Source organism: Streptomyces sp. NPDC007907 (genome assembly GCF_042959365.1).
Classification (GTDB): domain Bacteria; phylum Actinomycetota; class Actinomycetes; order Streptomycetales; family Streptomycetaceae; genus Streptomyces; species Streptomyces indiaensis.
The window spans coordinates 958,079-984,145 of record NZ_JBIBKR010000002.1 but is presented as its reverse complement, the minus strand read 5'-3'; the positions used below and the strand labels follow the sequence as shown (position 1 = coordinate 984,145).

Below are 26,067 nucleotides of genomic sequence, written 5' to 3'. Positions count from 1 at the left end.
CCACCCTGCTGCGCATGACCTCCGCCCCCACTCCCGAACAGCGGGCCACCTACCGGGAAGTGCTATCCGACCGGCGGTTTCGGTTGCTGTTCGTGACCAGGATCCTGACAGTCTCCGCCGACTCTCTCCGTATCGTGACCCTGTCAACCCTTGTCTTCGCGGCGACAGGCTCACCCCTGTTCGGCGCCCTGGCGTTCGGCATCGGTTTCCTCCCGCAGGTAGCCGGTTCGCTCCTCCTCGGCGCACTCGCCGACCGCGCCCGCCCGCGCCGGGTCATCACCGTCGGATACGGAATCCAGTGCGCGGCGGCCGCCGTGATGGGGGCGACCCACCTGTCGGTGGCGGCGGTCCTGTTCCTCATCGCCGCCGTGGCCTTCACGACGCCCGCCGTCAGCGGTGCGTCCAACCGGCTCATTGCCGAGCGGCTCACCGGTGACGCCTACGTCCTGGGGCGCTCGCTGTCGAACATGTCCGTGTCCGCGGCCCAGTTGGCCGGCCTGGCCGCTGGCGGTGCCGCGGTCGGGTTCCTCGGCCCACAGAGGGCGCTGCTGGTCAGCGCGGGCGTCTATCTGGCAGCCGCTGCGGCCGTCCGCCTTCAACTGCCCGACCTGCCCCCTGCTCAACAGACGGCTGGCCACGAGGCACGACAGACCAACGGCTCGCTATTACGTCTCAGTTGGTCCGGCACCACGAAGCTGCTCGCCGAACCGAGGGTGCGCGGCCTTCTGTTCGCCCAGTGGGTGCCACCGGCGCTCGTGGCCGGCGCCGAGAGCCTGGTGGTCCCCTTCACGAGCGGCCACGGCATGCCCGCCGGTTCGGCCGGACTGCTGCTCGCGTGCCTGCCCCTCGGCATGTTCGTCGGTGACCTGGCCATCGGGCGCTTCCTCCGGCCAGCCGCCCGGGAACACCTGGTCGTCCCGCTGATCGTGGTTCTGGGCCTGCCTCTGGTCGGCTTCGCGCTGGAGCCGTCGCGCGTGGTCGGCGCGGCACTGCTCCTGGTGTCCGGTACCGGGTTCGCCTACGCACTTGGGCTCCAGCGGCCCTTCCTCGAAGCGGTCCCGGAGGCCCGTCGCGGCCAGGCGTTCGCACTGCTGACCGCCGGGCTGATGTCCGTGCAGGGGGTGGGGCCGGTCTTGTTCGGTGCCGTGGCCGAGCTCACGGGCTCAGGTGACGCCATGGCGCTCGCGGGCCTCGCGACGGTGTGCATGGCGGCATGGTTGGTGATCAAGTAACGAGTGGATCAGTGGCCGGCTGTTCGGGTTCGCTCGCGTCTGGCCGGAGAGCGGCGCCCTGCGGATAACAGCCACCTGTGTCGTGCGTGCCCACACCCTCGACCGAGTCAACGGCCGACGGCCGAGGCCGATGCCGCTGTGCGGCCGAAGGCAGCTCTGCTGCTCAGCGGCAGGAAAGGGAGTTACTTGGCGGCGGAATCCACCGCGACCGGCTCCTTGTCCGGTTCGTGCGCCAGTAAGCCGCGACCAGCAGGGCCCGGTCCTCCCGTGGAAGACTCCACGGCCGGTTGCGAACGGCATCCGCGCCCTGGTGTCGCAGAACGGTCACCAGCTTCGCGAAGTGCCTCGGGCTCAGCCCGGTGAACGGGGCTGTCCAGGACGGTTCCGACGCAGTGATCACACCAGCCACGCGAAGATCATCGCAGGCCGTTAGTGTGCCTTCGTCGCTCCGACGGACTGGAGACGGATGATGGAGCAGGACGAGGCCCTGCAGCTCGCGGTGGAGTTCCTGGCGCACAGCCAGCGCGATGACGAGCCGCCTCTCGCCATCGACATTGAGCGAGTCCGCGAGAGCGACGGGCTACTGATCGCGCCCTACAACTCCGTGCAGTACCTCGCCTCGCGCGATGCGCGACAACAATTGCTGGACTGCTGGCCCATCCTCGTCGACCTTGAACGCGGAGGTGTGCGGTTCGGGACTCTGGAAGAGCGGCATCTGTGGAGGTAGCCGAGTGCCTGACGAGGCTGCCGCTGCCCCGCAACCACAGTCACGGGACAACCCTTCGCCTCCGGCACTTCGCCCAGCACCTCGAACGGGACATCGACGCCGTCACCGCCGGCCGCACACGGCCCTGGGACTCCGGCGTCGTCGAAGGACACGTCAACCGGATCAAGATGGTCGAACGCCAGATGCTCGGCCGCGCGGGCTTCGAACTCCTCAGCAAACGCATCCTGCTTGCGTGACAGAACGTCACCACCCTGGTCCTGTCCCCGCGTGTAGTCCCCCCTCTTTCGTAGGCATGCATGGCTGGGCCCACCTCCGTCGTGCTCTTGAATCAGCTGCTTTGACGATGCAAAAGGGGTGCCCAACTGGATCGGTGAGGACACGCGCCTGGCGCCATGAGGTTGATGATCCGGTCTGCACGCACCCAGCTCCAGCAACACGGCGCCCCACGACCCCACCGACGGCCGAGTGGATCCGCACCTGCGAAGCCTCCAGGACGTCGCTCCCCCGTCCGACGGCCATGCATCCGCCGCAGCCCGGTGCGGCCGGGCGGGTCGGAGGAGACCAAGCTGGAGTGGACGCACGCGTGCAGGTGCCGCAACGGTCCCCCGTCGCCGCCGCGGCGTCGAAAGTGATCACCGAGGAGAAGACGGGGTCGCGGATGATGGGCTCGACGTAGTCGTGCCGTGTGACGATCCATGCGCCGATCCGGTCGGCGTAGTGCACGGGGTGGGTCTCGCGCAGCGGCGCAACCGCGCGTACGGGCTTCGAGCATCGCCTCGTTGAACAGGACTGGCTCTCCCATGGCCACCACCACCCGATCCGTGGCCGTGCGTTCTCTCCAGCTCACACCTCGGGCTCACGCTCTGCAGACGGTCGGGCGTGTGCGAGGGATCAGTCCTGGGCCGGCATGACCCGGGTCACCTTGCCCTTGAGGTCGGCTTCCAGGTAGCCGGTCACGTGCTCGTCGGCGAGATAGACGGCCAGCCCCAGCGGGGTGCCGAACGTGTCGTCCGCCGGGCGGACCAGGACGTAGCGCATCGTCGGCCGCTTCACGTTCAGGTCCTTCTCCGCCCGCTTCAGCAAGGGGGGAAGGACGTCCCAGTCGAAGTCGCCCAGGCGGAACGGGCGTTCGCCGCCGATGAGCGCGCTGCTGATGATGCCCTTCCGGACGCCTTCACCCGGGCGGTAGGTGTAGCTGTCGTACTTGGTGTCGCTGCCCTTGACCATGATTTCCGCGGACACGTAGCCCGGGTAGACGGTGAGGTCGGACGCCCGGTCCGTGCCCGTCGCGGCTTTGATCTCCTTCACAGCCGTCCGGATGCCGTCCGGGGTCAGCAGGTCCGTCTTGGCGTCGGCCTGGGGAACCGATGCTGACCGGGACGCTCTCGGCGGTGCGGAGGCCGGGTTGTTCGCGCCGGTCGAGGCCGAGGCGGTCGGATCGGCTGCTTTGGCACCGTTGTTCTGCTCTCCGTCGGGCAGCAGGGTCCACGTCAGGACTCCTGCCAGAACGGTCGCGACGACGGAGGAAGCGATCGTGATGCGGCTCTTCGTCCGGCTTCCCGGTCGTGGCCGTGTCGGCCGGGTGGGGCCCACTGGGTAGGGGGTCGGGGCGGGGGTCGACGGCCCGGTGGAGCGGGGCACGGCGTCGTGCGGTCCGGTAGGTCCGAAGCCGGTCGGCGGGCCGAAGCCCACGGGCGGTCCGAACCCGGCCGGCGCCGAGGGTGTGGGGGTCGAGACCGGCGGAGGGGCCAGCCGGTACAAAGTGGCCGCACCCGCCCCGTCGAGAGCGCCGGGAGCCGCGCCGCGGCCCTCGGCCACTTCGGCGAGCATCCGGTCGGCGGTCTCCGCGTCCGCTCTGCGCGCAGGATCCTTGACGAGCACGGCGTTCAGGAAGCCGGTCAGCGCTCCGGCCCGCAGAGGCGGCGGAAGCTCCTCGCTCAGGAGAGCCGCGAGCGTCGCCAGGGTGGTTCCCCTGCGCAGTGGGTGGTGTCCTTCGACGGCAACGTACAGCATCATCGCCAGCGACCAGAGGTCGGAGCCGGGGCCTCCCTCGCCGCCGGTGATGCGCTCGGGCGCCATGTAGTCGGGTGTGCCGATGATGGACCCGGTCATGGTCAGGGAGGTCGACTCCCTGATGGCCGCGATGCCGAAGTCGGTGAGGACGGGGCGGCCGTCGGGCCGCATCAGGACGTTGGCGGGCTTCACGTCCCGGTGCTGGATGCCGACGTCGTGCGCGGCGCGCAGCGCGGCCAGCACCTCGCGGCCGAGCCGAGCGGCCTCGACGGGCTCCAGCGGCCTCTTGTCGAGGCGGTCCTGGAGCGATCCGCCGGTCACCAGCTCCATGACGAGCCAGGGGTAGGCGTAGGCCTCGGTGTCGACCACGTGGTGGATGGTGACCACGTTGTGGTGGTCGACGCGGGCGAGCGCCCGTGCCTCGCGCAGCACCCGGGCCCGGAGCATGGCCGCGGCCTGCGGATCGTGTTCGGCGAGTCCGGGATCGGAGGGCCGTACTTCCTTGAGCGCCACGTCTCGGTCCAGGACGAGATCGCGCGCCCGCCACACCATGCCCATGCCGCCGCCCCCGAGCCGCCCTTGCAGTTCGAAGCGCCCGTCTATGACCCGTCTGCCGGATTCCCCGTCGTTCATGGCCGGGAGCCTACGGGATGCGTGGGGCGCGGCCTCACAGAGGTGCGGGGCACGGCCCCGGTGGAGGGATGTTCGTCGGCCGGGCGGTCTCATCCGGTGGTGTGGCTGGGCATCGTTCTTCTGTCCTACGCGGGGGCGGTGCGGTGCTCTGGTTCAGCCTTGCTTTGCTTCCGTCACTGCCCTGCGCAGCGCTTGCAGGAGGAATTCCCCGTCGGCGTCGTCGCCCAGCGCGACGTGGTAGGAACTCGTCTTACCGTGGCCTGACCGCTGGGCCGTGACGCTGACACCGCTGTCGCCGTCGCGGACAGGCCCGTGGTGAGCGTCTCCCACCTGTCCAGGAATGGTAACGAGACCCCGCTCCACCGGGGTTGATCGTGCCCCATCGGGGAGCCCACCTGGGCGAAGGACATATCGATGGTCATTGGGGGTACACAACGCTGGCAGCTCCCCGACTCTGCCGAACGACCTTGGGTCCGGGACGAGTTGGCGGGCCGGTGCCGGGTGGGACCGGGTGAGGGGAGAACGCTAGAGGCCACCTCATGAACTTCCTCAGTGCAGATCGGCCCGGGAGACCTATCGAGTGGAACCGGCCGCGCGCCGGCTTCCGCTGTCCGTGCGTGGCCCCTTGCGGTGGGCCACCAGGTTGCACGGCTGTGTGGAGAAGGTGGAATACCGGGAGTGGGTGCGCGCCTGAGCATGTGGGGTCGGTCGACGGCGCCGACTACGGACAAGTCGTCACCGAGCGCTTGGAGCCGCCGGCAGTTGGTCGTCCACGAGTTACTCGGGGAACGCCGGTCCTCGGGATGGGTGCTGCAGAAGCTGGGCGACGGTCGCGGCCCGGCTGACGAACGTACCTCCCGAGCAGAGCTCTTGGCCGCCCTCGTCGACCGCATGGGGGGCACTGACTCGGGAACTTCAGGCGCGACGTTCCGCAGCGAGCTGCTCCAAGAGTTCGACGTCTGGTACGTCGAGGGCCGGTATCCGCAGCCACCGGAAAGGGAAACCGTATGCGCCGGCTTCGCGGTCGCGGAACTCCATACGCAGATACGCGCCCAGCTCGTCTTCGTCGACGCTTGCGTGAACGAAGCTGTAGCGCAGCACAGTGATGTCTTCCCACGGTATGTGGATGTCCTGGTAGTCCAGGCCGTCTCCGTCAGCGGTCAGCGGACCGAAGTCCACCCGGCCTCCCGCCGCCAGAGTCGCTTTGGCCTTGGCCAGCTGCGCCTCCGTCACATGGGTGTGGATGTGAGCCATCAGTGGCCAGATGGAGGAAGGGGGGCGGTCGGCGATCTGGCCCGTACGGAAGACATCCCCCGGGGTGGTGACCGGTGGGTCGGCCAGTCGGGACGTCACGACGGTGCCGTCAGCGAACTCCAGCCGCTGAATGTACAACCACTGTGTGACGACCGTGTCGCCCGCTGAGGAGTGTCCCTCGAGATCATTGGCGAACCACAGGTGAGTGATCTCCGCCCAGGGATACATCCGAGGGGCGGGGGCCGCCTGCCCGTCGCCGCCATCGCCCGCGCTCAGCATGACACCGCTGCGGTGCACGGACAGCATCACCGTCCGCGGCCCGTCAGGTTTCTCGACCTGCCCGGGCAGCGTTCCGTACTCGGTGCTCGTTGACGGGTCCTGATCCGAGGGGACGGCTCTGGCGCCTTCTGATCTCCGGTTTCTCCCCCACCAGCGAGCCATTCGCCACCCCTCCCAGGTCCCACGGTCCCGAGCTCTGATCCCCGGCCTCTGCTCAACACACCACCGCCAGCAGCCTCCCCAAACCCGGGCCATTCCATTCGGATCACCGATCGCGGTCGACGTGCCGTCAGCCATCAGGAGCGGACACGGGGCAAGTAACCCGGCTCCGCTAATCGGAGCCCCTCGTCCACGATGCCGATCGCCGGGCACGGTTGCGGCCTGGGTGTCCAGCGCTGGGTCGTGGAACGTACCTTCGCTCACTTGGACTGGTTCCGCCGCCTGCGCATCCGATGGGAGATTCGAGACGACCTCCCTGAAGCCTTCCTGAGCCTCGGATGCTCGCTGATCTGCTGGCGTCGACTGGCGGCAGTTCAGACGCCGGCGCTCGACCATCTTGGTCGCGGCAGCTCTGGCCGAGCGGTGCGGTCCCTGCGCGTCGCCGACCGGCTCGGCGAACTGTCTCGGAAAAGCCGAGCCCTACGCCGCGACCACAGCAGGCCGGGAACTGCGCGAGCAGATCCACACCGAACTGGCCGCCGCGCGATGAGTGCCTTTCCTGATCCGGGCTGGAGTATCTCCGGGCGCTACGGAAAAGTCGCGCACGTCATAGGCGGATGATGACGAGAGCGATGTCGTCGGAGGCGCCCCCGGCGACGTCGAGCCGGGTCAGCAGCGAGTCGGCCAGCAGGTCAGGGGCGAGGTTTCGGTCCTGGGCCAGGGCAGTGGTCAGGCGGTCCAGGCCGACGTCGATGTCCTCGCCGCGGCGCTCGATGAGGCCGTCGGTGTACAGCACGAGGGTGTCTCCCGGCCTGAAAGGGAGGCCGGCCTGGGGGCGGGGGACGTGGTGCTCGCGTGTGCCGAGTGGCGGGTCGGTGGCCTGGTCCAGCTGTTCGCAGGTTCCGTCGGTGTGGAGCAGGATCGGCGGTGGGTGTCCGGCGTTGCTGTAGATGATCAGTCTGCTGCGGGTGTCGATGAGCACCTTGACCGCGGTGGCGGCCATGGCGCCGTCCACGGAGCGGGCATAGAGGCCGAGAACTTCCAGGGCCTGAGCAGGGCTGGGGATGGCGCGGATGACGGCGCTCAGGGCGCTGCGGAGCATGCCCATGATGGCCGCGGCGTGCAGGCCGTGGCCGACGACGTCTCCGACCGCCACGGCGTAGCGGTCGGGTGGCAGGTCGACGACGTCGTACCAGTCGCCGCACACGTTCAGTGACGCGGTCGCGGGCAGGTAGCGCACGGCGATGTTGGTGTGCCGGTCCAGGTCGGGGACGGAGAGCATGGCTTCTTGCAGGGTGATGGCGACCTGCTGTTCGCGGGCGTGGGCCTGGCGTAGTTCCTGGTTCAGCCGGTGCAACTCGCGGGCGCGCGCGTACAGCTCGGCTGCCATGCCCTCCGTTCGTTCGGGCGACTCCTTGCTGAGCTGACGTGCCCGGGGTGAGTGGACGAAGGCCGTGACGTCCGTTACCTGTTGGATGATCCACTTCACCATGCCGTCAGGTCCGTAAAGGGGGGTGTGGATCACGGACCACCATCGCTCCTCGAAACCGTCCTGCTGATCGGGGGCGGGAACGTCGTACCGCTGGAGCACCGCGGTTTCCGGATTCCCGGTGCTCAGAAGCCGGTGCAGGGAGGCTTTCAGGTTTCGTTCCGCGTCGCTGCGGAAGCCGGGATTCTCCGGCAGGGCGTCAAAGAAGTACTTCCCGATCAACTCGTCCTTGGTCCGGCCTGCAGTCCGCAGGCAGGCCGGGTTGACGTAGCGGATCACCAGGTCCGCATCCAGCACCAGGTACGGGCTTGGGGTGGCGTCGAAGAACGCCGTGAAATCGATGTCCGCTGTCATCACGCGCTCTCCGTGGCCGCGAGCGCGACTGCCTGGAGTTCCAATCTACGGGCGATCCGGCGCCAGGGCTCGTTCGTTCGCGTTCCTTCGCCCAGCACCGCGGCCTCCGACCGGCTCCCAGATGCTACTGCTCCCCAGCTGGGGCTTTGCCCGCCGACCGGGCCCCGGCTCGTTCTCGCAGTCGAGGGTGAGCCAGAGGGTGCGCACTGGAGCAGTCTCCGCCCGAGGCGTCGGCAAGCTGGGGCGAGGAACTCCCGGCCCTGCCGGCATCGCAGAGAGATCGCCCCAAGCGGTCCAGGGCGACGGCACCGACTCGGCAAATCTCCGTTGCCCACCTCCCGCCAGGCAATACGGAGCTGGGCGGAGTGAGGATGGAGGGGAACCGATCCACCCCTCTACCGGGAGGGGGAGGTGGCATGACCTACCCCTGTGCAGCCGCAGCAGCCACCGGCACCATTCGCCCGCACGACATCGAATCTCAGGACCCTTGCTCGGCGGAAGCCTGGCGACGTTGGCGAACATGGGCTGGCCACTCAATGTCACCGCCTGAGCACCGCAAGGGGATGCGGTGATGGCCATTGCTCGGACAGTCGCCCGGGTGGTGATCGTGATGAATCCACGCTCGGGCGGCGGCAAGGCGTCGCGTTACAGCCTGAAACAGCGGGCCGAGGGCATGGGAGCCCAGGTCTGGACGACCAGCACGCAGGAGGACGCGGCGTCGCTCGCGAGGAACGCCGTGGTGGAGGGGGCGCAGATGCTGGGGGTCGCCGGCGGTGACGGCACCGTGTCGGCGGTCGCCGCGGTGGCCGCCGAGACGGGCCGGTCGCTGGTCGTGGTCCCGGCGGGTACCCGCAACCACTTCGCCCGGGACCTGGGCCTCGATCTGCGCGATCCGGGACGGGCGCTGGACGCCCTGATCGACGGTGAGCCCGCGCAGGTGGACCTGGGCGTGCTCGGCTCGCGTGTCTTCGTCAACAACGTCTCTTTCGGCGTGTACGCCGATGCCCTGCTGGAGCCCGGGTACCGGGAGGACAAGCCGCGCGCGTTCGCCGCAGTGGCACCCGACTATGTAAAGGGCAAGCAGTGGGTCGAGGCCCGTATGGACACACCATGGGGGACCATCGAGTTCCCGCAGGTGGTGCTGATCTCCAATAACCCTTACCACCTGGCCACACCGCGCTGGCTGGGGCGGCGCTTCTCCCTCAGCACGGGACAGCTGGGCGTCATCGTTCTCAAGCGCCGGGCGCAGGCCCCGCCGGATCTCCTGCGGCATCTGCGCGGCGAACTGCTACAGGACAAGCGCGGTGCCGGGTCGGCGGAAGATGGTGCCGTCGTCTGGTCTGCTCCCGGCATCACACTGCACGGCGAGGCGCCGCATCTTGACGCCGGCGTCGACGGCGAAGCGATGCGGCTTCCTCTGCCCGTCGTGTGCGCTATCCGGCCGGGTGCCCTGCGTCTGCTGCTGCCGAAGGACCGGCCGGGGATGCCGCCGGAGCACGCGAGGCGCCACTGAGAGGACGTCCCCGAGTGCCGGACTCCCGCATCCCTTGCCCCGCCGGGGTCGGCGGAGCGTGCGCACGCGCTGCACTCCGCTCGCCCCGTCCGCCTTCGCGGATCATCTGGTACCCGGTCCGGTCCCGGTGATCAGTGCTGGGGGTGTGGGCGGTGGAACAGGGGCCGCCGCTGTGTGGCAGTGCCGCGCGGAGCGAGGCGGCCGACCTCGACGCGCATCCTGATGGCCTGGAACACCTCGACCACCCCGAGGACCACGGCCATGACGGCCACCGCCAGGGTGAATGCGGCGATCGAGGTGAACGGCGAGACGATCAGCACGATGCCCGCCAGAGTGCTGATGATCCCGTAGAACAGCTGCCAGCCGCGTGCCGGCGTGTCCTCGGCGGAGGCCGCCGCTGCCGTCACCATGATGCCGCGCATCAGCCAGCTGAAGCCGATCCACAGGGCGAGCAGGAAGATGGACTGCAGGGTGCCCCGGAAGCAGATCAGCCCCAGCAGGACGGACAGCGCACCCGTGAGGAAGTGCAGCACCCGAAGATGCCGGGGGACGTGCGTGCCGAAGGCGGCGGCCAGCTGGAAGACGCCGGTGGCCAGCAGGTAGATGCCGAAGAGTACGCCGACGACCCGCAGCGTCTCCTCCGGCCAGGCGAAAACGACGACGCCCAGAGCGATCGTGGCCAGGCCCATGGTGAGCAGGATCTGCCAGCCCATGTTCGCCAACGCACCCAGGCCTTCGGTCAAGGGAGCGTCTTGTGGCTCGCTGCCGCGTGGAGGCCGACGCCCGAGGCATCAGAGGGATAAGTCATGCCGCTGCCTCCTCCTGGAAGAGCACGGTCGGCCGTACACCTCCATCGTCACCCACCCGGCTCCGATGCACCTGGCGGCGGCCTTCGCAAGCCCGGTCAGGAACGGCCGCGGTGGCGCAGTAGACGACGCAGCCGCGCGAACAGCGACGGACCGTTCCGTGCGCGGGTAACGCCGGCCGTTCTGTGGCTGCAGATCATCCGCTACGTCGTACCGCTTCGCCGATGCACTGAGAGAACGTCTGCGGGAGTGGCTACCACCGAATGGCGATCAGCGTGCCGGCCACACCGAGCAGCACGGTGCCGCGATCACGGAGCGGAAGGCCACAGCTGGATTGATGCCCACGCTCATGGACGTGTTCGTCCCCTTCGGCGGCAAGGGCGAGCAGGAGCCTGCGGCAGGTCATCGCCCAGAACAGCCGGGTCAAGGTTGAGCGGATGCTTGTCAACTTTCCGGCGTAGTGGTACATCAGATGTGGAGCGGATTGAACGCAGGAACGACGTGAAGGAGGGATGACAAGATGCTCATGCGTACGGATCCTTTCCACGAGCTTGACCGGCTCGTCGAGCGCGTCTGGGGCACGGCCGCACACCCGGCGGGCACACCGCTGGATGCCTGGCGCGAGGGTGACACGTTCTTCGTGGAGCTGGACCTGCCGGGCGTGGACACCGAGTCGATCGATCTCGATGTCGAGCGCAATGTCCTGACGGTGAAGGCTGAACGCAAGCCGGCGTACGGCGAGAACACCGAGACCGTGGTCACCGAACGGCCCGTCGGGACGTTCAGTCGGCAGCTGTTCCTTGGCGAGACCCTCGACGTCGACAAGATCGAAGCCTCCTACGAGGCCGGTGTGCTGAAGCTGCGGATCCCGGTCGCCGAGCAGGCCAAGCCACGCAAGATCACCATCAGCGGCGGCAGCAACCGCAAGGAACTGGACAGCTGACGCCTCAGACACTCCTCTCTTCAAGGGCCTCGGGCATCAGTCCGGGGCCCTGACGCCGTCTTTGCCCCTTCTCCATCGGCGACCACGGGGCGCCGACACGTGACAGCATGGCTACCCGCGTGCCCCGTCCTCCGGCTTCCCGTCCTCCGCGTCGAACACCTTGGTGAAGGTGGCGCCGCACCGGCAGCGGGAGTGCTCGATCAGTTCTCCATCGGCCGACACGCTCAGCCCCTGGCTGAGCCGCACGTGCACATGATGACCCATGAGGAGCTGCCCTCCTTGACCTCGTCTGGTCCGGTCATCGTGGAGGCCGACCGCGTGAACCGGCAATGCCTCAGCTCACACGTGAGTGCCGATGGTGCCGCCTTCAGGGTTCGCCGCAGCGCCCAGGAGATGGGCGCGCAGAATCCCGGATACAAAGGTGCGCGCCCGCAACCCTGGGGCAGGCGCGCACTGTCGGGATCATCCGGACGGCTTCGTGGGCGCCCGCCCTGCTCGTGCGCCGGGTTGCGGCTGCGGGTGGCCGGCGGCGTGCAGCGTCGGTGCTGTGTGCCGCTTGGGACGATGGCCGCCCTCGGCCGGGACGCGGCTGCGGCTGCGGCTGCGGCTGCGGGGCGCCTCGGCGTCACCGGGCAGCGGCAGCGGCCGGCGCGCCATCAGGCGTCCGACCCAGCGGCGGCCGCAGTGCTCGTATAGGGGTGGGCCCTGGGGCGGTACGGGGAGGAGAGCGGCGGTGTTGTCGCGGTAGAAGACCTCCCACTCGGCATTCAGAGATCGCTGCACTGCACCTCCCATCCGGCGTGCGGGCGCTGTCCCGGGTGCCGACCAGACGTAGCTCCCCCTGGTCCTGGTCCAGCAGCGTCCGCACGGACACCAGAACGTCGAGGCCGTCGGCATCGGCACATGGGTCAACTGGGACAGGTCTACCTGGTCAGACTTGACAAGGCATGACTCAAGTTCTATTTCAGAAAGGCAGGCAAGTGAGTAGGAAATGGCAGCTCAGCATGGGCGAGGAGGTGACCGGACGTGCAGGCGCCGGAGTCAGAATCGGACCTGTACGCGGTGCTGGGAGTGCGGCCTTCAGCGACGGCCGAGAAGATCACCTCGGCCTACCGCGCCCGCGTGCGGGAACTGCGCCCCGACACCCGCGTGGGCGCGGACACCACCGCACGGTTCGGTGAGGTGCGGGCGGCGTACGAGACGTTGCACGATCCCATCCGGCGGGCGGCCTACGACCAGCGCCTCGAACGCACGCTGCCTGCGTCTGATCCACGTGCTGCCCCCAGCAAGCCCGTGCGGCCCCCACGGCGGTACGCCGTGGTGCTCGGGGACGTGCGCCCCGAGCCGCCGCTGCGCGCGGGGCCGGTCCGGTGGGTCCCGGGCCGGTGAGACGAGAAACGAGGTGAGGACGAGAGGGAAGCTACAAGCGGGCGGACGATCCCGTCGGTGGTGGCGTTCGCCAAAACGGCGAGGTACTCGTCGGCGAGGTGGCCAAGCGGCAGGCCGTGACGAACGTGGAGCGCGCCGCACACTCCGTGAAGCGGCACATGGGCGACCACGGCCGGCGTTTTCCCGAGTACGGGGACGTCGACGGCAAGCGGTACACCGCGCAGGAGATCAACCAAGGAGGCCGGGAAGATCGCGGGCCTGAACGTAGCTGACAGGCTTACCCCTACCTGGGGTACCGGGGAAGTGGGCATCGCCTTCGGTGCCCCGAGATCACTGGTATGCGGAGGTGACGAACCATGCAGCACCACGAGTTTCTCGCTCGCGTACGCGAGCTCGGCGAATACGCCAGCCAGGACGAAGCCGCGAAGGTCACCGACGCGGTGCTGAGCGTGCTCGCCCAGCGCATCAGCCCCGGCGAGGTCGACGACCTTGCCTCCCAGCTGCCCGCACCGCTGGGACAGGCACTGGCCCAGGCCAAGCAGGCCCAAGCCGAGAGCTTCGGGATCGAGGAGTTCTACCGCCGGGTCGCCGAGCGCATCGGCGCCCGACCGCGCACCGCCCAGTGGGACGCCAGTGCGGTCCTGACCACCCTGGCCGGCGCCGTCTCCGGCGGTGAGCTGAACCAGATCATCAGCCAGCTTCCCTCCGGCTACGCCGTCCTGTTCGGCAAGGCCGATCTGGCCAGCTGACACCGGAATCCCCGGGGCACCCCGAGTACGGCCACGCCGTCGGCGCGCAGACCGGCCTCCGTCCGCTCGGCCAGGACGCGCCGGTGATCCCGATCGCCGAGCGCGCCAAGCCTCGCAAGATCGCCATCAGCGAGTTCCGCGAGGACATCCCCGGACGGCCGATGGCGGCCAGGTCCGGCCGAAGGACGGAGGACGGGCATTTGATCTCCCCTTCCCCCTCCCCCGCCTTCGTCTCCACTGGAGCAAAGAGCCAAAGAAGGGTGGTTGCCACATGCCCCTGCGACGCGAAGCGTTCCTCGAGCGGGTGAAGGAACGCGGCGAGTACGCAACGGAACACGAAGCCGAGCGGGCGGCGCGCGTGGTCCTCGCCCTGCTGGGTGCACACCTGGTCGGCGAGGTGCGCGCCCAGTTGGCGGCGCGCCTGCCAGAGGACTTCGCCCTGATCCTGCTCAACCCCCTGCAGAGCGCCGAGCCGCTGACGCCGGAGAGATTTGTACGGGCGACGGCAGCCTGGATTGAGGGAGCCACCGAGCGGACCGCAGCCTGGGACGTCAGCGCCGTGCTCAGCACCGTCGCCGACGCCGCCGACCCCGACCTCATGGACCAGGTCCTGCTCCAGCTCCCGACAGGCTACGACCTGCTCTTCGGCCGCCCTCAGCCCACCTGACCCTTATCCGGTTCCACACCCGCCGCGCACCGGATGCCGGCGACACAAGGGCAAACGTCCCAGGCCCGCAATCAGCCGCGAGAGTCCCAGACGCGGCGCTGCGGGCCTTCGGCGTGAGAGCACCAGTCTGGTGCACCAGTTCCTGGAGGGTGTGATCACCGGCGTCATCCGCCTGGGCCAGTGCGGCGCCGATTTCGGTCACCAGGGACGTGGTCCTGCGGCCGTAGGTCCGGTGGCAGGTGGTCGACGGTCCGATCGGGACTGTCGCTCATCCCGTGGACGACCCCGTGGGGTCCTCCGGCGGTCGGACGATCGCGCATGTTCTGCGGCGCACGACGCATGGAGACTCCGCCAGGGCGGCTCATACGGTTCTCTCGCCGAACCAACCGAGCTCTGACACTGAGGAGTTGTGTATGAGTGCCTACGTGGTGATCGACCTTGACATCGAGAACCCGGCCGGCTTCCAGAAATACGTGGACGCTGTGACCCCCCTGATCGAGAAGGCGGGAGCCCGCAACCTCGTGGTGGACGACGAGTGCCTGGTGCTGGAGGGCGACTGGCGACCGAACACCCTGGTCATCCATGAGTTCGACAGCAAGGAGGCCGCGCTCGCCTTCTGGGACTCTCCTGACTACCAGCCGCTCAAGGCACTGCGGCGCCGGCACTCCACGGTCAGCGTCGTCGTAGCTCAGCCCCGCTGACCTCCCGCGTTTACCCCTTCCCCTTCCCTCTTCCGTTGCCTGGTACGGATGAAACTCCACATGATCGTCAAAATCACGCCGGCGCAGCTACTCGCGCCTCTGGCCGCCCTGATCGCCTTACTGGCGTGACTGTCCACACCCGCCTACGCCACGGCGGACGGCGTCGGCGGCCTGCGCTCACCGAGCAGGGCCGAGGCTGCGGAGGGCAGTTACAACATTCTGATCTCCCACCGCGCCCTGTTCGTCGCCGACTTCTGCCTGCTGTCGACCACCAGCGGCAACCAGCGTGCCGCGTGCAGCGGCAACAAGCCGCTGGGCACGGACTTCCGGCCCGGCGTCGTGTACAAGCGCGGAGACCGGGTCTGGATCGACGTCAACGTCGTCGCGGGACGCGACACGAAGGGCATCGACCTGCGCGGCAACCGTATGTGCCGGGTCGACAGCACGGCCGTCAACCTGAACGGGCAAGGCGCGCCATAGCTTCTTGACACGGCAGCACGGAGGACGAGAACACCCGTGCCTGCCCCCGAGGCGGCCGCCCGTACGACGATGCGGACCGTCGCAGTTGACGCGTACGTGCGGCCACACATCGGCGCTGGGGGCGAGCACGAGTGTCGTCCGGGCCGATGGCGACCTCGTGGTCGTGCGGCCGCTCAAGCCAGAAGCGTTCGACGCGCGGTTCGCTGCGCACCTCCGGGCACAGGCCGCGCCGCTCGATCCGGGTCCGGGCCTCGCTGACGCCGACGGCAAGTTCGGGTTCGAGCCGTGCCCCATACAGGGTCGTGCGGTAGACGTGGAAGCCGCTGGTGACCACCGTGACTCGGTGACCGGGAGTGGTGTCGTCCACGAGGGCCGCGCTGAGCGGAGGTTCTGCGTGGTGCCGACGCATCGGTCGTCCCGCACGATCCGGTCGGCGGGCACATCGCGTCCGCGCAGACAGTCGGCCATCGCGTCCGCCTCGAAGCGGACCTCGTCGTCGAACGCCGGGTACCGGCGGTCCGCTGCGTCCGGCATTGCGGGCCGGGCGGTGGGATTCCGCCGCCCGGCCTGAGGCGTGAGCACTGGACAGGCCGAGCCCTTCCGGCCCCTGTGATTCGGGCCCTGGGGTGCGGCTGTTGACACTTGCCTGCGAGGGGCGCCCACACACCGCCCCGCAACCGAACGGCCGCGCCGGGTTGTGGAAGGCAGTTGCGGATTGGATGCGGAGCACGCGGATACGCCGTCCTGGACCGCCGCCCTCGTCATGCTTGAGTCCCCCACAGCGGCTACGACCTGTGCGAGACACTCCGTTGCACGAGGGCAGCGATAAGTACTTCGCCCTGCAGAACTACCAGCTGCGGCTGGGAAGCCACAAGGCACCTTGCCATCGCCGAGGCACCCGCATCTCCGACGCTCTTGCGGTTTCGCCGCCCCCGACCGAACGCTATGCCGACCCAGCAGCGGGTCGGCTGGTAGAGCCTGTGCCTCACTGCCACCAGCCAGACTCCGTCCGACGCGGTGATCTTGTGAGAAGGCTCGGCGGGAAGATCACCTGCTCATTCATGCGCTCCCCGGGAACTGGGGGGAAGGGAGTAGGCGGACGCATACTCAGTGATCGTTGCGGTGCCGCCTCAGCGGTGGCTGCTGTGACCGATTCGATGAGCAGACAGGGAAGGATGTGTGGAATATGGGTGACGCGGGTCGGCCGTTGATGCCGGAGGTGGTGGACAGTCCCGCTCTGCGGACACAACCGGCAGGCAAGGCGGCGCGCTGGCTGTTGCGTCACCAGGTACAGCCGGTGGGGCCGGCGGCCGGTGAGGGGCATGGCGAGCCGCATGCCTGGTGGAAGGTCATGTGCCTGACCGGGGTTGACTACTTCTCGAGTCTGGCCTACGTGCCGGCGATCGCCGCGCTCGCTGCTGGGGCGGTTTCGCCGCTTGCGACTCTGTTGATCGTGGCGTTGACGCTGTTGGGGATGCTGCCGATGTACCGGCGGGTGGCCAAGGAGAGCCCGCACGGCGCGGGATCTGTGGCGATGCTGGAGGATCTGCTGCCGTTTTGGTGGGGCAAGCTGTTCGTGCTGGTCCTGCTCGGCTTTGTGGCCACCTCGTGGATCATCACGATCACGCTGTCGACGGCGGACGCCTCGGTGCACGTGGTGGAGAACCCCTTCTTCCCCTCCGTACTGCACGGCCACGAAGTAGCCCTGACCGTGGTGCTGTTGCTGATACTCGGAGGTGTTTTCCTGCTCGGGTTCAGTGAGGCGGTCAGTGTGGCCATCCCGCTGGTCGCCGTCTTCCTGTTGCTCAACGCGGTCGTCATCGGCGTCGGTCTGGTGCATGTGTTCACGACGGACGGAGCGCTGTCGGCGTGGACCGACGCACTCGTCGAGGGGGGAGGCGGCTTCGGCGACCTGGCCGGTCCGGCGCTGCTGGCCTTCCCGCTGCTGGTGCTGGGTCTGTCGGGCTTCGAGACCGGTGTGAGCATGATGCCGCTCGTGGCGGCCAAGGGGGCCGACGCCGAGCAGCGGCTGCGCGCGCGGATCCGCAACGCCCGTCGACTGTTGACCACGGCCGCCGTGATCATGAGCGTGTACCTGCTGTCCGCCAGTTTCGTGACCACCGTCCTCATTCCGCACGACGAGTTCGAGCCCGGGGGCGCAGCCAACGGCCGGGCGCTGGCCTGGCTCGCCCACGAGCAGGTCGGGGAGGCCTTCGGCACCGTCTACGACATCAGTACCATCCTGATTCTGTGGTTCGCCGGTGCCTCCGCCATGGCCGGGCTGATCAACATCGTCCCGCGCTATCTGCCCGACTACGGCATGGCACCGGAGTGGGGGCGCGCGGTGCGTCCGGTCGTCCTCGTCTACACGGCCCTGTGCGTCCTGATCACCATCGCCTTCGACGCCGACGTCGACGCCCAGGCCGGCGCGTACGCCACGGGAATCCTCGCGATGATGGTCTCCGGCGCGTTCGCCGTCACCGTCTCCGTCGCACGTGGCCGCCGGCGTGTGGCGACCATAGGCTTCGGCGTGCTCACCGCGGTGCTGTTCTACGCCCTGGCGGCCAACATCGTCGACAAGCCCGACGGCATCGCCATCTCTGGCTTTTTCATCCTCGGCATCATCACCGTGTCGCTGGTCTCGCGCGTCTCGCGCACCACCGAACTGCGCGCCGACCGCCTGGTCTTCGACGAGAACGCGCGCCGCTTCATCTCAGACACCCTCGCCCACGACGACTCCATCAACATCATCGCCAACCGCCGCCAGGCCGGGGACGCAGCCGAGTACCTCGCCAAGGAACGCGAACAGCGCGGCACCAATCCTGTCCCCGGCCCGGCCGATGTGCTGTTCCTGGAGATCGACGTGGTCGACCCGTCCGACTTCAGCGAGACCCTCACCGTCCGCGGTGTCGAGGTCGACGGACACCGGGTCCTGCGCGCCTGTGCACCGGCCGCGCCCAACGCCATCGCCGCGATCCTCCTCGCGCTGCGCGACGCCACGGGCGTACTGCCGCACTGCTACTTCGCCTGGGCCGAAGGGAGCCCCTTGAAGCACATGTTCCGTTACTTCCTCCTCGGACGCGGTGACACCGCCCCGGTCACCCGCGAGATCATCCGCAGCCACGAACCCGACCCCGACCGCCGCCCCGGCATCCACGTCGGCGGCTGAACCCGACACGGCCGCCGGGCGTCCCGAGCCCGGCGGCCGAAAGGCGGGAGGAGCGATGACGAACCCCTACGGGTCCGACCCCGACCAGATTGTCACCTACACACCCACCTGACCGGGCCCGCCCGACCCGGCCGCCCCATTCGGGCGGTCTGTGGGCGGGCGGTCTCCTCGGGTGGTCAGGCGTTCGTACGGGGGTCGCCGTGCCGGAGCCAGTCGATGAGGGCAACGAAGAGGAAGAGGTTGGGGATGTTCTTGACCGGCATCCTGGCCCAGGGCAGCTTCTTGCCGGTCTTGCGCAGTACCAGCACTCCCTGCGAGATCTCGACCTTCTCGATCTCCGGCCAGGTCAGGCTGCCCTTTGTCGTGGCCACCCCGCCCGGGTTGACCGACAGTTCCCCGCAGGTCAGGGTTTCGCCCTGGCTCAGCCTGGCGAGGAGCCCCGGCAGTTGCGCTCGGGTGATCTCCTGCTGCAACGCTGGACCCCAGCGCTCGGGCTGGTCGTAGAAACCGGTCACCTTGAGTGTCGTGCCGTCCGGGCGGTGGAGGGTGTAGACGTAGGTGGTTCCGACATAGACCCCGTTGGCGTACCGTTCGGTGATCTCCTGGAGCACCGTCATGGAGTCCCAGCGGAAGGCGGAAACCACGCCGTTCTTTCCCACTTCGGCCAGGCCGTGCTCGAACAAGTGCAGTCGGCGGGCGGCCTGTTTGCGCGAGAGGTTGGGCGTTTGGACGGCGAGCCAGAGGAAGTAGGCACCCAAGGGAGGAAGGATCAGGGAGATGGTCCCCATGAACAGCAGGGCGGCGATCCGCACGGTCCCCACGCGCTTGGGCAGGAACGTCTGCCGCAGCTGCCCGAGCCCTTCGGTCCCCGGGGGTGCCGTCTGCTGGGCCATCGTCTGCCCGGGGTCCTGGTGGGCGGTTGATTCCGCCATGAGTCATGCTCCTTGCTTTGGTGGTGGAGGAAAACGCCGACCATTGTGGGTACGGCCCCGGTGCCTTCATGGACTGGGGCGGTACAGGGAAGACCGGCCGGCATCGGTCACCGGGGCACCGGGTTCGTGCCGCCCGTGCTCGACGCGGGCCGGCAGACGGCAGGGGAAGGAGAATCAGCCCGCCAGCAGGCGCCCGAAGTTGGGCGCTCCGGTAGTGGAGACGCCAGTGCCCGAAGGGGTGATACCGGGAGTGCCGCTGGGGGCGATGCCCCCGTCCGAGCGGAGGTAGGCGACGGTGCCGTCGCCGGAGTTCTCGCCGGGGGCGCCGACGACGAGGTCCTCGTTGCGGTCGTTGTCGGTGTCGGCGATGTAGACGGCACCACCGAAGCGGTCGCCGGTCTCGTCGTTCCCCGCGACCCCCGGGCTGTTCTGTGAGAAGGACTGCGGGTCCGTCCCGGCCATGGGCCTCGCGCCGATGAGCCCTTCGGGTCCGCCGTAGAGGAAGGTGACGGCACCGGTTCCGGTGGCGTCACCCAGGCTCTCACCGGGCACGCCGACAGCGAGGTTCTGGTAACCGTAGCCGGCGCGGCTGACCGCGAGCGAGGCTCCGAAGCGGTCTCCTGCCTCGCTGGTGCCGGGGATGCCGGGTGTGTCCTGGGTGATGGTGTACGAGGGAGTGGCCGAGGGTGCGTTGTCGGCACCGCTGTACACGCGGACGACGCCCCCGTCCTGGTCGGGTGAGCCGATGGCGACGTCCTGATGCCCGTTGTGGTCGAAGTCGCCGATCGCGGCGGAGCTGCCGGACGGCAGCCTGGTGGCGCCGGCGCCGTTCAGGCCGAGGGAGGAGCCGAGGACGTAGTACGTGGTGGGCCCGGTGACGACAAGATCGGCGATCACGTCGCCGCCGCCGATATTGCCGGCGGTCATCGACACCGGAGCCGTCGTGACCCAGGACGGCGGGACGACGCGGTAGTTGCCGCCCGTCGCTCCCGACTCGCTGAAACCGCCCCGGTAGACGTCGATGGTGGGAGTAGTCGAGCCGATGGCCAGGTCCGGCTTCCCGTCACTGTCGGCGAGCGCGCTGAGCACGCGCCCGAACTTGTCGTGCGACGAGGGGGCCGGGTCGTTGATCGTCCTACCGCTGGTGAGGCCGGTCTCGGAACCCCACAGGATGGCGACGGTCCCGCCGTCGGTGTCGGTGCCGACGTCTTCGCCGGGGGCTCCGACGGCGAGGTCACCGTAGCCGTCACCGTTGAAGTCTTCGACCGCTATGGCGTCGCCGAAGCCGTCCCCGCTCTCGGCGGTGCCGGGGACACCGGGGCTGTTCTGGCTGATGCCGATGGTCCTGGCAGAGGACGGGTCGCCGACACCGCCGTAGACGATGACGACTTGGCCTGCGCCCGAGCGGTCCCCCACGCGGGCGCCGGCGGCAGCGACGGCTATGTCGCGGTAGCCGTCGCCGTTGAAGTCGCCGTGTGCTCCCGGAACGAGCGCGGCGGCGTTGCCCGCCGTGGCGGTGAGAAGCCCGCCGGCCAGTGCCGCTGCCGCGGCGGTGGCCAGAAGGGTACGAAGGTGCTGGTGCACGCAGAGTCTCCTGCTGCTGGTCGATCACCCGCATGGCATGGAGTCGCCCTCCTGACATGCGGCTTTGGCGAACAGGGAGACAGCTGAGTGTGATCAATGGTTGTACGACACCGGACCCCTGCTCAAGGCTGGTCCGCGGGTCCGTGAACCACTCCGCCCAGTTTGGGACGTGGAAGGAACGCAAGGCTTACAGCGCCGACGACGCGAAGGCGGCCGTCGAGCAGTACGACCAGGAGAACGGCGGCACAGGCAACCAGCGGCGCTCCACCAGTGAGCGGTAGGTGCTCGCGGCGTCGGACGACGCAAGTCCGCCCAGGGCGGCAACGGCGTAGCAGACCGTGAGCAGCGGCGGGCGCCGGGCGCGGCGGGGCCGCGGGGCGGCCCCGGGCAGGGTGTGCATCACCTGTGTGTCTCCTCGGGTGAGGGCTGGGCGGTCGCCCGGTGCCCCGTCCGCTCCCCCATGCGGTCCTCACAGGCCCATGACGCGGGCGACGAAGAACGCGGCGACGAGCAGGCAGCCGATCACGATCAGGTACAGCCACAGGCGCGGATTCCCCCAGCACGGGGGCGTGCGGCAGTGATCAGCACCGGGACAGCGTCTGCGCACAGCGCGGGGGGAACGGAGGCGGTTCACCCGCTCGCGCGCCGGGACCGGGTTCAGGCGCGTACGGCCTCGCCGTATGCGCCGACGCGTGGTCCTGGCCCGAGCCGATGCTCCCGTGGCCGGGAAGGCCCTGCTCTGCCGCTGGCTACGCGGCGGAGCCGAAGTGGGACGGCTACCGCGCGCAGCTCGCCGTGTATGCCGGCGGGCGGGGGCTGCTGCGCTGCCGCCAGGACACGGACATGCTCGGCTCGTTTCAAGAGAACCGGGCCGCCGCCCTCGCACATCCGCCCGCAGAAACCGGCCTGGACGGAGTTATGTGACCTGTACGGGTGTCTCAGACCCAAGTCGTCTCAGGCGGTGCACCTCCGTAGACGAGACGCGTTCGCCACCGATGGTTCGGGGAGCCGAGGATGGAGATAGGGCCGTGCGGCCGTTGTCCGTTCCCAGCGATGTGTAGGCGGGATCCGCATCTGATGGCACGAATTATGCTGAGGCTCCGCCTCATCAGCTCAGGGAGCTTCGTGCCGCCGTCCTTGGCTCATCAGATAACCAAGTACAACCCCGCCGACCGTGACGAGCGCGGACACTACAAGGCTGCTGAGGACACGGTGAGCGACCACGGACCGGTCGAGGCGGCCTACTTGGAAGCGATCGCCGCCTTCGCACGGGAAGCGGGCATCGGCACACTGGAGATACGTGAACCCGAGGTGACCGGCTTCGTCAACTTCGGCCTGGGAGAACCGCTTGACGGCCATGGCCTCGCCGGCCTGTTCCCGCCGGACCTGACTGGCTACTACGACGGTGCCGAAGTTTCACTGTCTGTAGCGTTGGAGCTGGTGCGGACCATGCTCCGCGACGAGGGTGCTTGGTGCCGGTTGGAGCGCGAGGACACGTTGACCATCCACGTCGGGTGCGACCAGTACCTGTACGTCAGCAGCGACCGACCCTGCGACGCAGCGGTCGCTCGGACACGTGAACTCGGCCTGTTTGCACAACCGATCAGCGCCTCCCCCTACGCGGCAGATCTTGAGGAACCTGAAGTGACCGAGGCTGCTGACGAGGACTTCTGGGAACGAGTCCGCGTCGAACTCGCGTCGCAACAGACGCTGCTCCTGGAAGAGGCCTACGTCCGTAACGCGACCCGTTGGCACCGCCTCACCGCGAGCAATCTCGACCCGGTACGCGCTGGGCTCGGTCCTCGCGCGCTTCTGACGATCTGGCCGGACCTCAACCCCGATGTTGACGAGGTCCTTGCTGCGCTGCCCGCGGACGCCTCCGTGGACTTCGTCTGGGAGGCACCGAACGGAGCAATCCGCCACGTCACCATCGACGAAACCGATCACCAACAGCTCGCCTCTCTGGTCGCGGGCGCGAAAGCAGCTTGCTCTTTGCCCCTGATTCTCGACGAGCGCCACCCGTTGTTCCATGCTGCCTTGCCGGATAGCGACGGCGTGCTGCGCGCCAGGTGGTGACCAGGCCACCGCTGTCGTCGTGAGCGACTCATCGTCCTGACTACGGCCGAGTGGGGCATTGGCCGCTCTCGTGTCCCGCTCAACTCCAGGCACCGCAGGTCAGGATCCTCGCACCGCCCACACTGATCCGGGACAGGACAGCCGTCCGCGCGCCGCGGATAATCTGCGCGAATGAAGTGGATTCAGCGGGCCGCTGGCGCGGTCGTCGGCTCAGCGGTGGGTGACGCTCTGGGCGCCCCCTTCGAGTTTGGCCCCCCGGGAGCGTTCTCTGCGCGGTTTCCCGCGCCTGGTGCCGGTGGCGAGATGTGCGGAGGTGGTGGCTGGGACCCTGGCGAGGCCACTGACGACACGCAGATGGCCGTCTTGGTCGCGGAGTCGCTGCTGGAGCGGGGAGGGCTGGATCTGCCGGACATCTTCGCCCGCTTCCAGCGGTGGGCGGCATCAGAGCCGAAGGACATCGGCTTGCAGACCGAAGACGTCCTGACCAACGGCATGCCCTGGGACCTCGCCGCCGCGATCCACTTCCAGGTCAACCAACGAGCAGCGGGAAACGGCTCCTTGATGCGGGCGTCGACCTCCGCAGTCCACTTCGCGGCCGCAGGCCAGGAAGCCACCATGGAGGCGGCCCGCCGTATCGCTGCCCTCACCCACGGGGACCGCGCAGCTTGGGAAGGCACCGCGATCTTCCACGAGCTCATCCGTGTCACGTTCGAGGACATTGACCCCCTCGCCGCGCTCCCGGACGTCCTGGCTCTTGTCCACCCCGACCACCGCGGCCGCTATGCCACCGTCCTCGCGCCCAACTGGCACCCCGAGCAGGCGACCGAGTTCAACGGTGCCATCTGGCCCTGTCTGGGCTCAGCCGTCTGGGCCCTGCGCACCACCACCAGCTTCGAAGACGCGATACGCTTGGCGATCGACCTCGGCGGTGACACGGACACCGTCGCCGCGGTGACCGGAGGCCTCGCGGGGGCGTACTACGGGCTGGACGCAATCCCCGCCCGCTGGACCCACACGCTCCACGTTCCCCTCCCAGGATTCGACGGACGGGTGCTGCATGCGGCAGATCTGCTCAACCTTGCACACCGCCTCGGAGGCTGAACCGGGTGCTGTTCCGCACTCTCCACGAACTCCGGCCCTCAGCCGCAGTCACTTGACCAGTGGCTCCGCAAGGAGGACGACTCGATCTGCTTCGACATCGAATCCGAGCATCGGAAGACCATGGGCACCCCCCGGGTGCATCAGCACCGGCTTACCCAACCGCCGACCGGTCTCCCGCAAGAAGCCGCCGAAAAATACACCGCTGGCCTCACCGACATCGGCCGTTGACAGCTCGGACCAGTCCTGGCGCTCCGGGTCATGGGCGTAGTGCGTCGGCCGTCCTCACACCACGCTCACCGGATGCCGAACCACCGCGTCGAACAGGTAGCCCTGCGTGTTGGGCACCGCGAGGTCCGGCTGAGTACGGCCCGCTGAGTCAGTGGCACAGGCCAGTAGGTGAGTGGCTCCCGGTGCCTCGGGATGCCAGCCAAGGGACCAGCGGGTCCAGGTACCGGTGCTGGGCCGGTCGTGCAGACGGGCGGCCCGCCAGTTCACCCCGCCGTCGGTGCTCACCTCGACCCGGGCGACCGCGCCCGCACCCGACCACGACCGTCCGTGCAGCACGTGCCGTCGGCCCGCCGCGAACGTGGCCCCGCTCGCCAGCTCGAAGGCGCTCTTCATGGTCTGCCGAGTGAGCGGCGCACTGCCGCCCTCGGGGTGGGAGGGGCCGAACAGTCGGTAGAAAGCGGTGTTCCAGGGCGAGAAGAGCGGCTGTGCGGACACCTCGATGTCGCCGACCCACTTGATCGACGAGATTCCCACCCAGGAGGGCACCAGCACACGCACCGGGTATCCATGGTCGTACGGAAGCCGCTCACCGTTCATCTCGTAGGCGAGCAGCACGTCGTTCAGCGCCTTGGCCAGCGGCAGCGGACGCCGTACCCGGCCCAGGTTCTCGCCGCCGCTGACGTACTCGGCGTCCAGGCCCCGCGGCTGCACGTCCACGGCGTACGAAGACACCCCGGCCCTGCGCAGCACGTCCGCCAGGCGTACCCCGCGCCAGCGGGCGACGCCGATCGCGCCCAGGGTCCATGAGGTGCCGCTGACCGTCTCACCCTGCTGACTCGTGTAGTAGGAGCGGCCGTTTCCCGCGCACTCGACGAAGGCGGTCCGGGTGACGGCCGGTAGAGCCCGCAGATCGTCGTACCCGAACTCCACCGGCCGGTCCTCACCCGGGGTTCCGCGCAGCCCGCTCCCCCACAGCCGCAGCCGCCATTCGTCGGCGTTCAGCACGGGAGTGGCGGTGTGGTTGCGTACGAAGAACAGCTCGTTGGGGGTGTGATGGCCCGTTCCGCGCAGCGCGTCCCAGCGGGTCTCGGCGTTGGTGCCGCGCTGGATGAACCACTCGGGCGGCAGGGGCTTGACGATGGGTCCGTCTGCGGCATGGGTGGGCCGGGTGTTCCCGAGTGCGGTTCCGGCGGCGGTGGCGGCGAGCAGGGTGAGCAGCCGCCGCCGGGTCACCCCGTCGGCCCTGGCCTCGCCGGCGAGCCACTGGCGCAGCCTTCGGCGGTCGTAGTCGGATTCCAAGCGATGACCGACGGGGCTGGGAGAAGGCATGGTGGATCCTCGTCATGAGGGGCGGAGGGGCACGGCAGGGGCCGGGCGGGCCGGGCGCGGGCATCCGGCGGTGCGGCTGCCGCCTGCATCCAGGTGCGTGGAAGGCGGCCGGCCAGGTCTACGGGAAGCGCGCGATCAACCGGTCGTCCGACACAGCGCGGCCGCCACGCGGACCAGATCCACGGCGCGGCGGCGAGTCAGAGGCTGCGGCGACGGCATGGCGGGATGCAAGCACGTGGGGCGGAGCGTGTCAACGGTGC

General features: G+C 68.9%; 24 protein-coding genes and 4 pseudogenes. 15 read left to right on the top strand and 13 right to left on the bottom strand.

All coding sequences use genetic code 11. The features are described 5' to 3' along the window. Nucleotides 1–14 precede the first annotated feature (14 nt). The gene (locus ACFZDI_RS10660; protein WP_391249290.1) at nucleotides 15–1,232 is read left to right on the top strand and encodes an MFS transporter; all 1,218 of its coding nucleotides are present in this window, start codon (nucleotides 15–17) and stop codon (nucleotides 1,230–1,232) included. A 217-nt stretch (nucleotides 1,233–1,449) separates the two neighbouring features. Here the strand turns inward: ACFZDI_RS10660 and ACFZDI_RS10655 are convergent. Next, a pseudogene (locus ACFZDI_RS10655) lies at nucleotides 1,450–1,641 on the bottom strand (IS5/IS1182 family transposase); the annotation flags it as partial. Between the two features lie 57 nt (nucleotides 1,642–1,698). Between ACFZDI_RS10655 and ACFZDI_RS10650 the strand changes: the two are divergent. Both ACFZDI_RS10650 and ACFZDI_RS10645 read left to right on the top strand, forming a co-directional pair. Then, nucleotides 1,699–1,959 carry a YrhB domain-containing protein gene (locus ACFZDI_RS10650; protein WP_391249288.1) on the top strand — a complete coding sequence of 87 codons (261 nt, stop codon included), beginning with the start codon at nucleotides 1,699–1,701 and terminating at the stop codon, nucleotides 1,957–1,959. Further along, nucleotides 1,950–2,195 (top strand): hypothetical protein, encoded by a 246-nt coding sequence (locus ACFZDI_RS10645; protein ID WP_391249286.1) that lies wholly within the window; start codon nucleotides 1,950–1,952, stop codon nucleotides 2,193–2,195. The genes ACFZDI_RS10650 and ACFZDI_RS10645 overlap by 10 nt, the downstream gene beginning before the upstream one ends. 655 nt (nucleotides 2,196–2,850) lie before the next feature. Here the strand turns inward: ACFZDI_RS10645 and ACFZDI_RS10640 are convergent. Together ACFZDI_RS10640 and ACFZDI_RS10635 are read right to left on the bottom strand one after the other, a co-directional pair. Continuing rightward, the gene (locus ACFZDI_RS10640; protein ID WP_391249284.1) at nucleotides 2,851–4,605 is read right to left on the bottom strand and encodes a protein kinase; all 1,755 of its coding nucleotides are present in this window, start codon (nucleotides 4,603–4,605) and stop codon (nucleotides 2,851–2,853) included. Between the two features lie 915 nt (nucleotides 4,606–5,520). Beyond that, the gene (locus ACFZDI_RS10635; RefSeq protein WP_391249282.1) at nucleotides 5,521–6,165 is read right to left on the bottom strand and encodes a hypothetical protein; all 645 of its coding nucleotides are present in this window, start codon (nucleotides 6,163–6,165) and stop codon (nucleotides 5,521–5,523) included. 342 nt (nucleotides 6,166–6,507) lie between these two features. On the opposite strand from ACFZDI_RS10635, the pseudogene ACFZDI_RS10630 reads away from it, so the two are divergent. Next, nucleotides 6,508–6,654: pseudogene (locus ACFZDI_RS10630) on the top strand (IS5/IS1182 family transposase); the annotation flags it as partial. 250 nt (nucleotides 6,655–6,904) lie between these two features. On the opposite strand, the gene ACFZDI_RS10625 reads toward ACFZDI_RS10630, so the two are convergent. Further along, nucleotides 6,905–8,140, bottom strand: a complete 1,236-nt coding sequence (locus ACFZDI_RS10625) for a SpoIIE family protein phosphatase (protein ID WP_391249280.1) — start codon at nucleotides 8,138–8,140, stop codon at nucleotides 6,905–6,907. Nucleotides 8,141–8,750: 610 nt separating this feature from the next. On the opposite strand from ACFZDI_RS10625, the gene ACFZDI_RS10620 reads away from it, so the two are divergent. Further along, on the top strand, nucleotides 8,751–9,653 hold the full coding sequence (locus tag ACFZDI_RS10620; RefSeq protein ID WP_391249278.1) for a diacylglycerol kinase family protein: 903 nt from the start codon (nucleotides 8,751–8,753) through the stop codon (nucleotides 9,651–9,653). A gap of 131 nt (nucleotides 9,654–9,784) precedes the next feature. On the opposite strand, the pseudogene ACFZDI_RS10615 reads toward ACFZDI_RS10620, so the two are convergent. After that, nucleotides 9,785–10,461, bottom strand: a pseudogene (locus ACFZDI_RS10615) (HdeD family acid-resistance protein). Nucleotides 10,462–10,979: 518 nt separating this feature from the next. Here ACFZDI_RS10615 and ACFZDI_RS10610 point away from each other — a divergent pair. Beyond that, nucleotides 10,980–11,402, top strand: a complete 423-nt coding sequence (locus ACFZDI_RS10610) for an Hsp20/alpha crystallin family protein (RefSeq protein ID WP_234750222.1) — start codon at nucleotides 10,980–10,982, stop codon at nucleotides 11,400–11,402. Nucleotides 11,403–11,513: 111 nt separating this feature from the next. Here ACFZDI_RS10610 and ACFZDI_RS10605 read toward each other — a convergent pair whose 3' ends face one another. Together ACFZDI_RS10605 and ACFZDI_RS10600 are read right to left on the bottom strand one after the other, a co-directional pair. Next, on the bottom strand, nucleotides 11,514–11,666 hold the full coding sequence (locus ACFZDI_RS10605; protein ID WP_234750221.1) for a hypothetical protein: 153 nt from the start codon (nucleotides 11,664–11,666) through the stop codon (nucleotides 11,514–11,516). A 198-nt stretch (nucleotides 11,667–11,864) separates the two neighbouring features. After that, nucleotides 11,865–12,185 carry a hypothetical protein gene (locus ACFZDI_RS10600; RefSeq protein ID WP_391249276.1) on the bottom strand — a complete coding sequence of 107 codons (321 nt, stop codon included), beginning with the start codon at nucleotides 12,183–12,185 and terminating at the stop codon, nucleotides 11,865–11,867. Nucleotides 12,186–12,428: 243 nt separating this feature from the next. Here ACFZDI_RS10600 and ACFZDI_RS10595 point away from each other — a divergent pair, with 243 nt between their 5' ends. From ACFZDI_RS10595 to ACFZDI_RS10565, 7 genes and pseudogenes are all read left to right on the top strand, one after another. Then, nucleotides 12,429–12,791: a DnaJ domain-containing protein gene (locus ACFZDI_RS10595; RefSeq protein WP_391249274.1), complete on the top strand. Its 363-nt coding sequence runs from the start codon at nucleotides 12,429–12,431 to the stop codon at nucleotides 12,789–12,791. Nucleotides 12,792–12,833: 42 nt separating this feature from the next. Beyond that, nucleotides 12,834–13,024 (top strand): annotated as a pseudogene (locus ACFZDI_RS10590) (Hsp70 family protein); the annotation flags it as partial. A 123-nt stretch (nucleotides 13,025–13,147) separates the two neighbouring features. Then, complete coding sequence (locus ACFZDI_RS10585; RefSeq protein ID WP_234750218.1) at nucleotides 13,148–13,540, top strand: DUF2267 domain-containing protein; 393 nt, start codon at nucleotides 13,148–13,150, stop codon at nucleotides 13,538–13,540. 271 nt (nucleotides 13,541–13,811) lie between these two features. Next, nucleotides 13,812–14,207, top strand: a complete 396-nt coding sequence (locus tag ACFZDI_RS10580; protein WP_234750216.1) for a DUF2267 domain-containing protein — start codon at nucleotides 13,812–13,814, stop codon at nucleotides 14,205–14,207. A gap of 413 nt (nucleotides 14,208–14,620) precedes the next feature. Next, complete coding sequence (locus ACFZDI_RS10575) at nucleotides 14,621–14,908, top strand: DUF1330 domain-containing protein (protein ID WP_391249272.1); 288 nt, start codon at nucleotides 14,621–14,623, stop codon at nucleotides 14,906–14,908. A 339-nt stretch (nucleotides 14,909–15,247) separates the two neighbouring features. Further along, on the top strand, nucleotides 15,248–15,388 hold the full coding sequence (locus ACFZDI_RS10570; RefSeq protein ID WP_391249270.1) for a hypothetical protein: 141 nt from the start codon (nucleotides 15,248–15,250) through the stop codon (nucleotides 15,386–15,388). Between the two features lie 1,210 nt (nucleotides 15,389–16,598). Then, nucleotides 16,599–18,557 (top strand): amino acid transporter, encoded by a 1,959-nt coding sequence (locus ACFZDI_RS10565; protein ID WP_391249552.1) that lies wholly within the window; start codon nucleotides 16,599–16,601, stop codon nucleotides 18,555–18,557. Between the two features lie 176 nt (nucleotides 18,558–18,733). Here the strand turns inward: ACFZDI_RS10565 and ACFZDI_RS10560 are convergent, their stop codons facing one another. From ACFZDI_RS10560 to ACFZDI_RS10545, 4 genes are all read right to left on the bottom strand, one after another. After that, on the bottom strand, nucleotides 18,734–19,489 hold the full coding sequence (locus ACFZDI_RS10560; protein WP_391249268.1) for a DUF6585 family protein: 756 nt from the start codon (nucleotides 19,487–19,489) through the stop codon (nucleotides 18,734–18,736). A 174-nt stretch (nucleotides 19,490–19,663) separates the two neighbouring features. Beyond that, the gene (locus ACFZDI_RS10555) at nucleotides 19,664–21,073 is read right to left on the bottom strand and encodes an FG-GAP repeat protein (protein ID WP_391249266.1); all 1,410 of its coding nucleotides are present in this window, start codon (nucleotides 21,071–21,073) and stop codon (nucleotides 19,664–19,666) included. A gap of 187 nt (nucleotides 21,074–21,260) precedes the next feature. Continuing rightward, a complete protein-coding gene (locus tag ACFZDI_RS10550) occupies nucleotides 21,261–21,473 on the bottom strand; it encodes a hypothetical protein (RefSeq protein ID WP_391249560.1) in 213 nt (70 codons plus the stop codon). A 69-nt stretch (nucleotides 21,474–21,542) separates the two neighbouring features. Next, nucleotides 21,543–21,680, bottom strand: a complete 138-nt coding sequence (locus ACFZDI_RS10545) for a hypothetical protein (RefSeq protein WP_391249264.1) — start codon at nucleotides 21,678–21,680, stop codon at nucleotides 21,543–21,545. A gap of 518 nt (nucleotides 21,681–22,198) precedes the next feature. On the opposite strand from ACFZDI_RS10545, the gene ACFZDI_RS10540 reads away from it, so the two are divergent. Together ACFZDI_RS10540 and ACFZDI_RS10535 are read left to right on the top strand one after the other, a co-directional pair. Continuing rightward, the gene (locus tag ACFZDI_RS10540) at nucleotides 22,199–23,149 is read left to right on the top strand and encodes an RNA-binding protein (protein ID WP_391249262.1); all 951 of its coding nucleotides are present in this window, start codon (nucleotides 22,199–22,201) and stop codon (nucleotides 23,147–23,149) included. Between the two features lie 171 nt (nucleotides 23,150–23,320). Beyond that, entirely contained in the window at nucleotides 23,321–24,250 is a 930-nt protein-coding gene (locus tag ACFZDI_RS10535; RefSeq protein WP_391249260.1) for an ADP-ribosylglycohydrolase family protein, read from the top strand. 282 nt (nucleotides 24,251–24,532) lie between these two features. Here ACFZDI_RS10535 and ACFZDI_RS10530 read toward each other — a convergent pair whose 3' ends face one another. Next, nucleotides 24,533–25,807, bottom strand: coding sequence for a molybdopterin-dependent oxidoreductase (locus ACFZDI_RS10530; RefSeq protein WP_391249258.1), 1,275 nt, complete (start codon nucleotides 25,805–25,807; stop codon nucleotides 24,533–24,535). A gap of 135 nt (nucleotides 25,808–25,942) precedes the next feature. Further along, nucleotides 25,943–26,026, bottom strand: coding sequence for a putative leader peptide (locus ACFZDI_RS10525; RefSeq protein ID WP_391249550.1), 84 nt, complete (start codon nucleotides 26,024–26,026; stop codon nucleotides 25,943–25,945). Nucleotides 26,027–26,067: the final 41 nt, after the last annotated feature.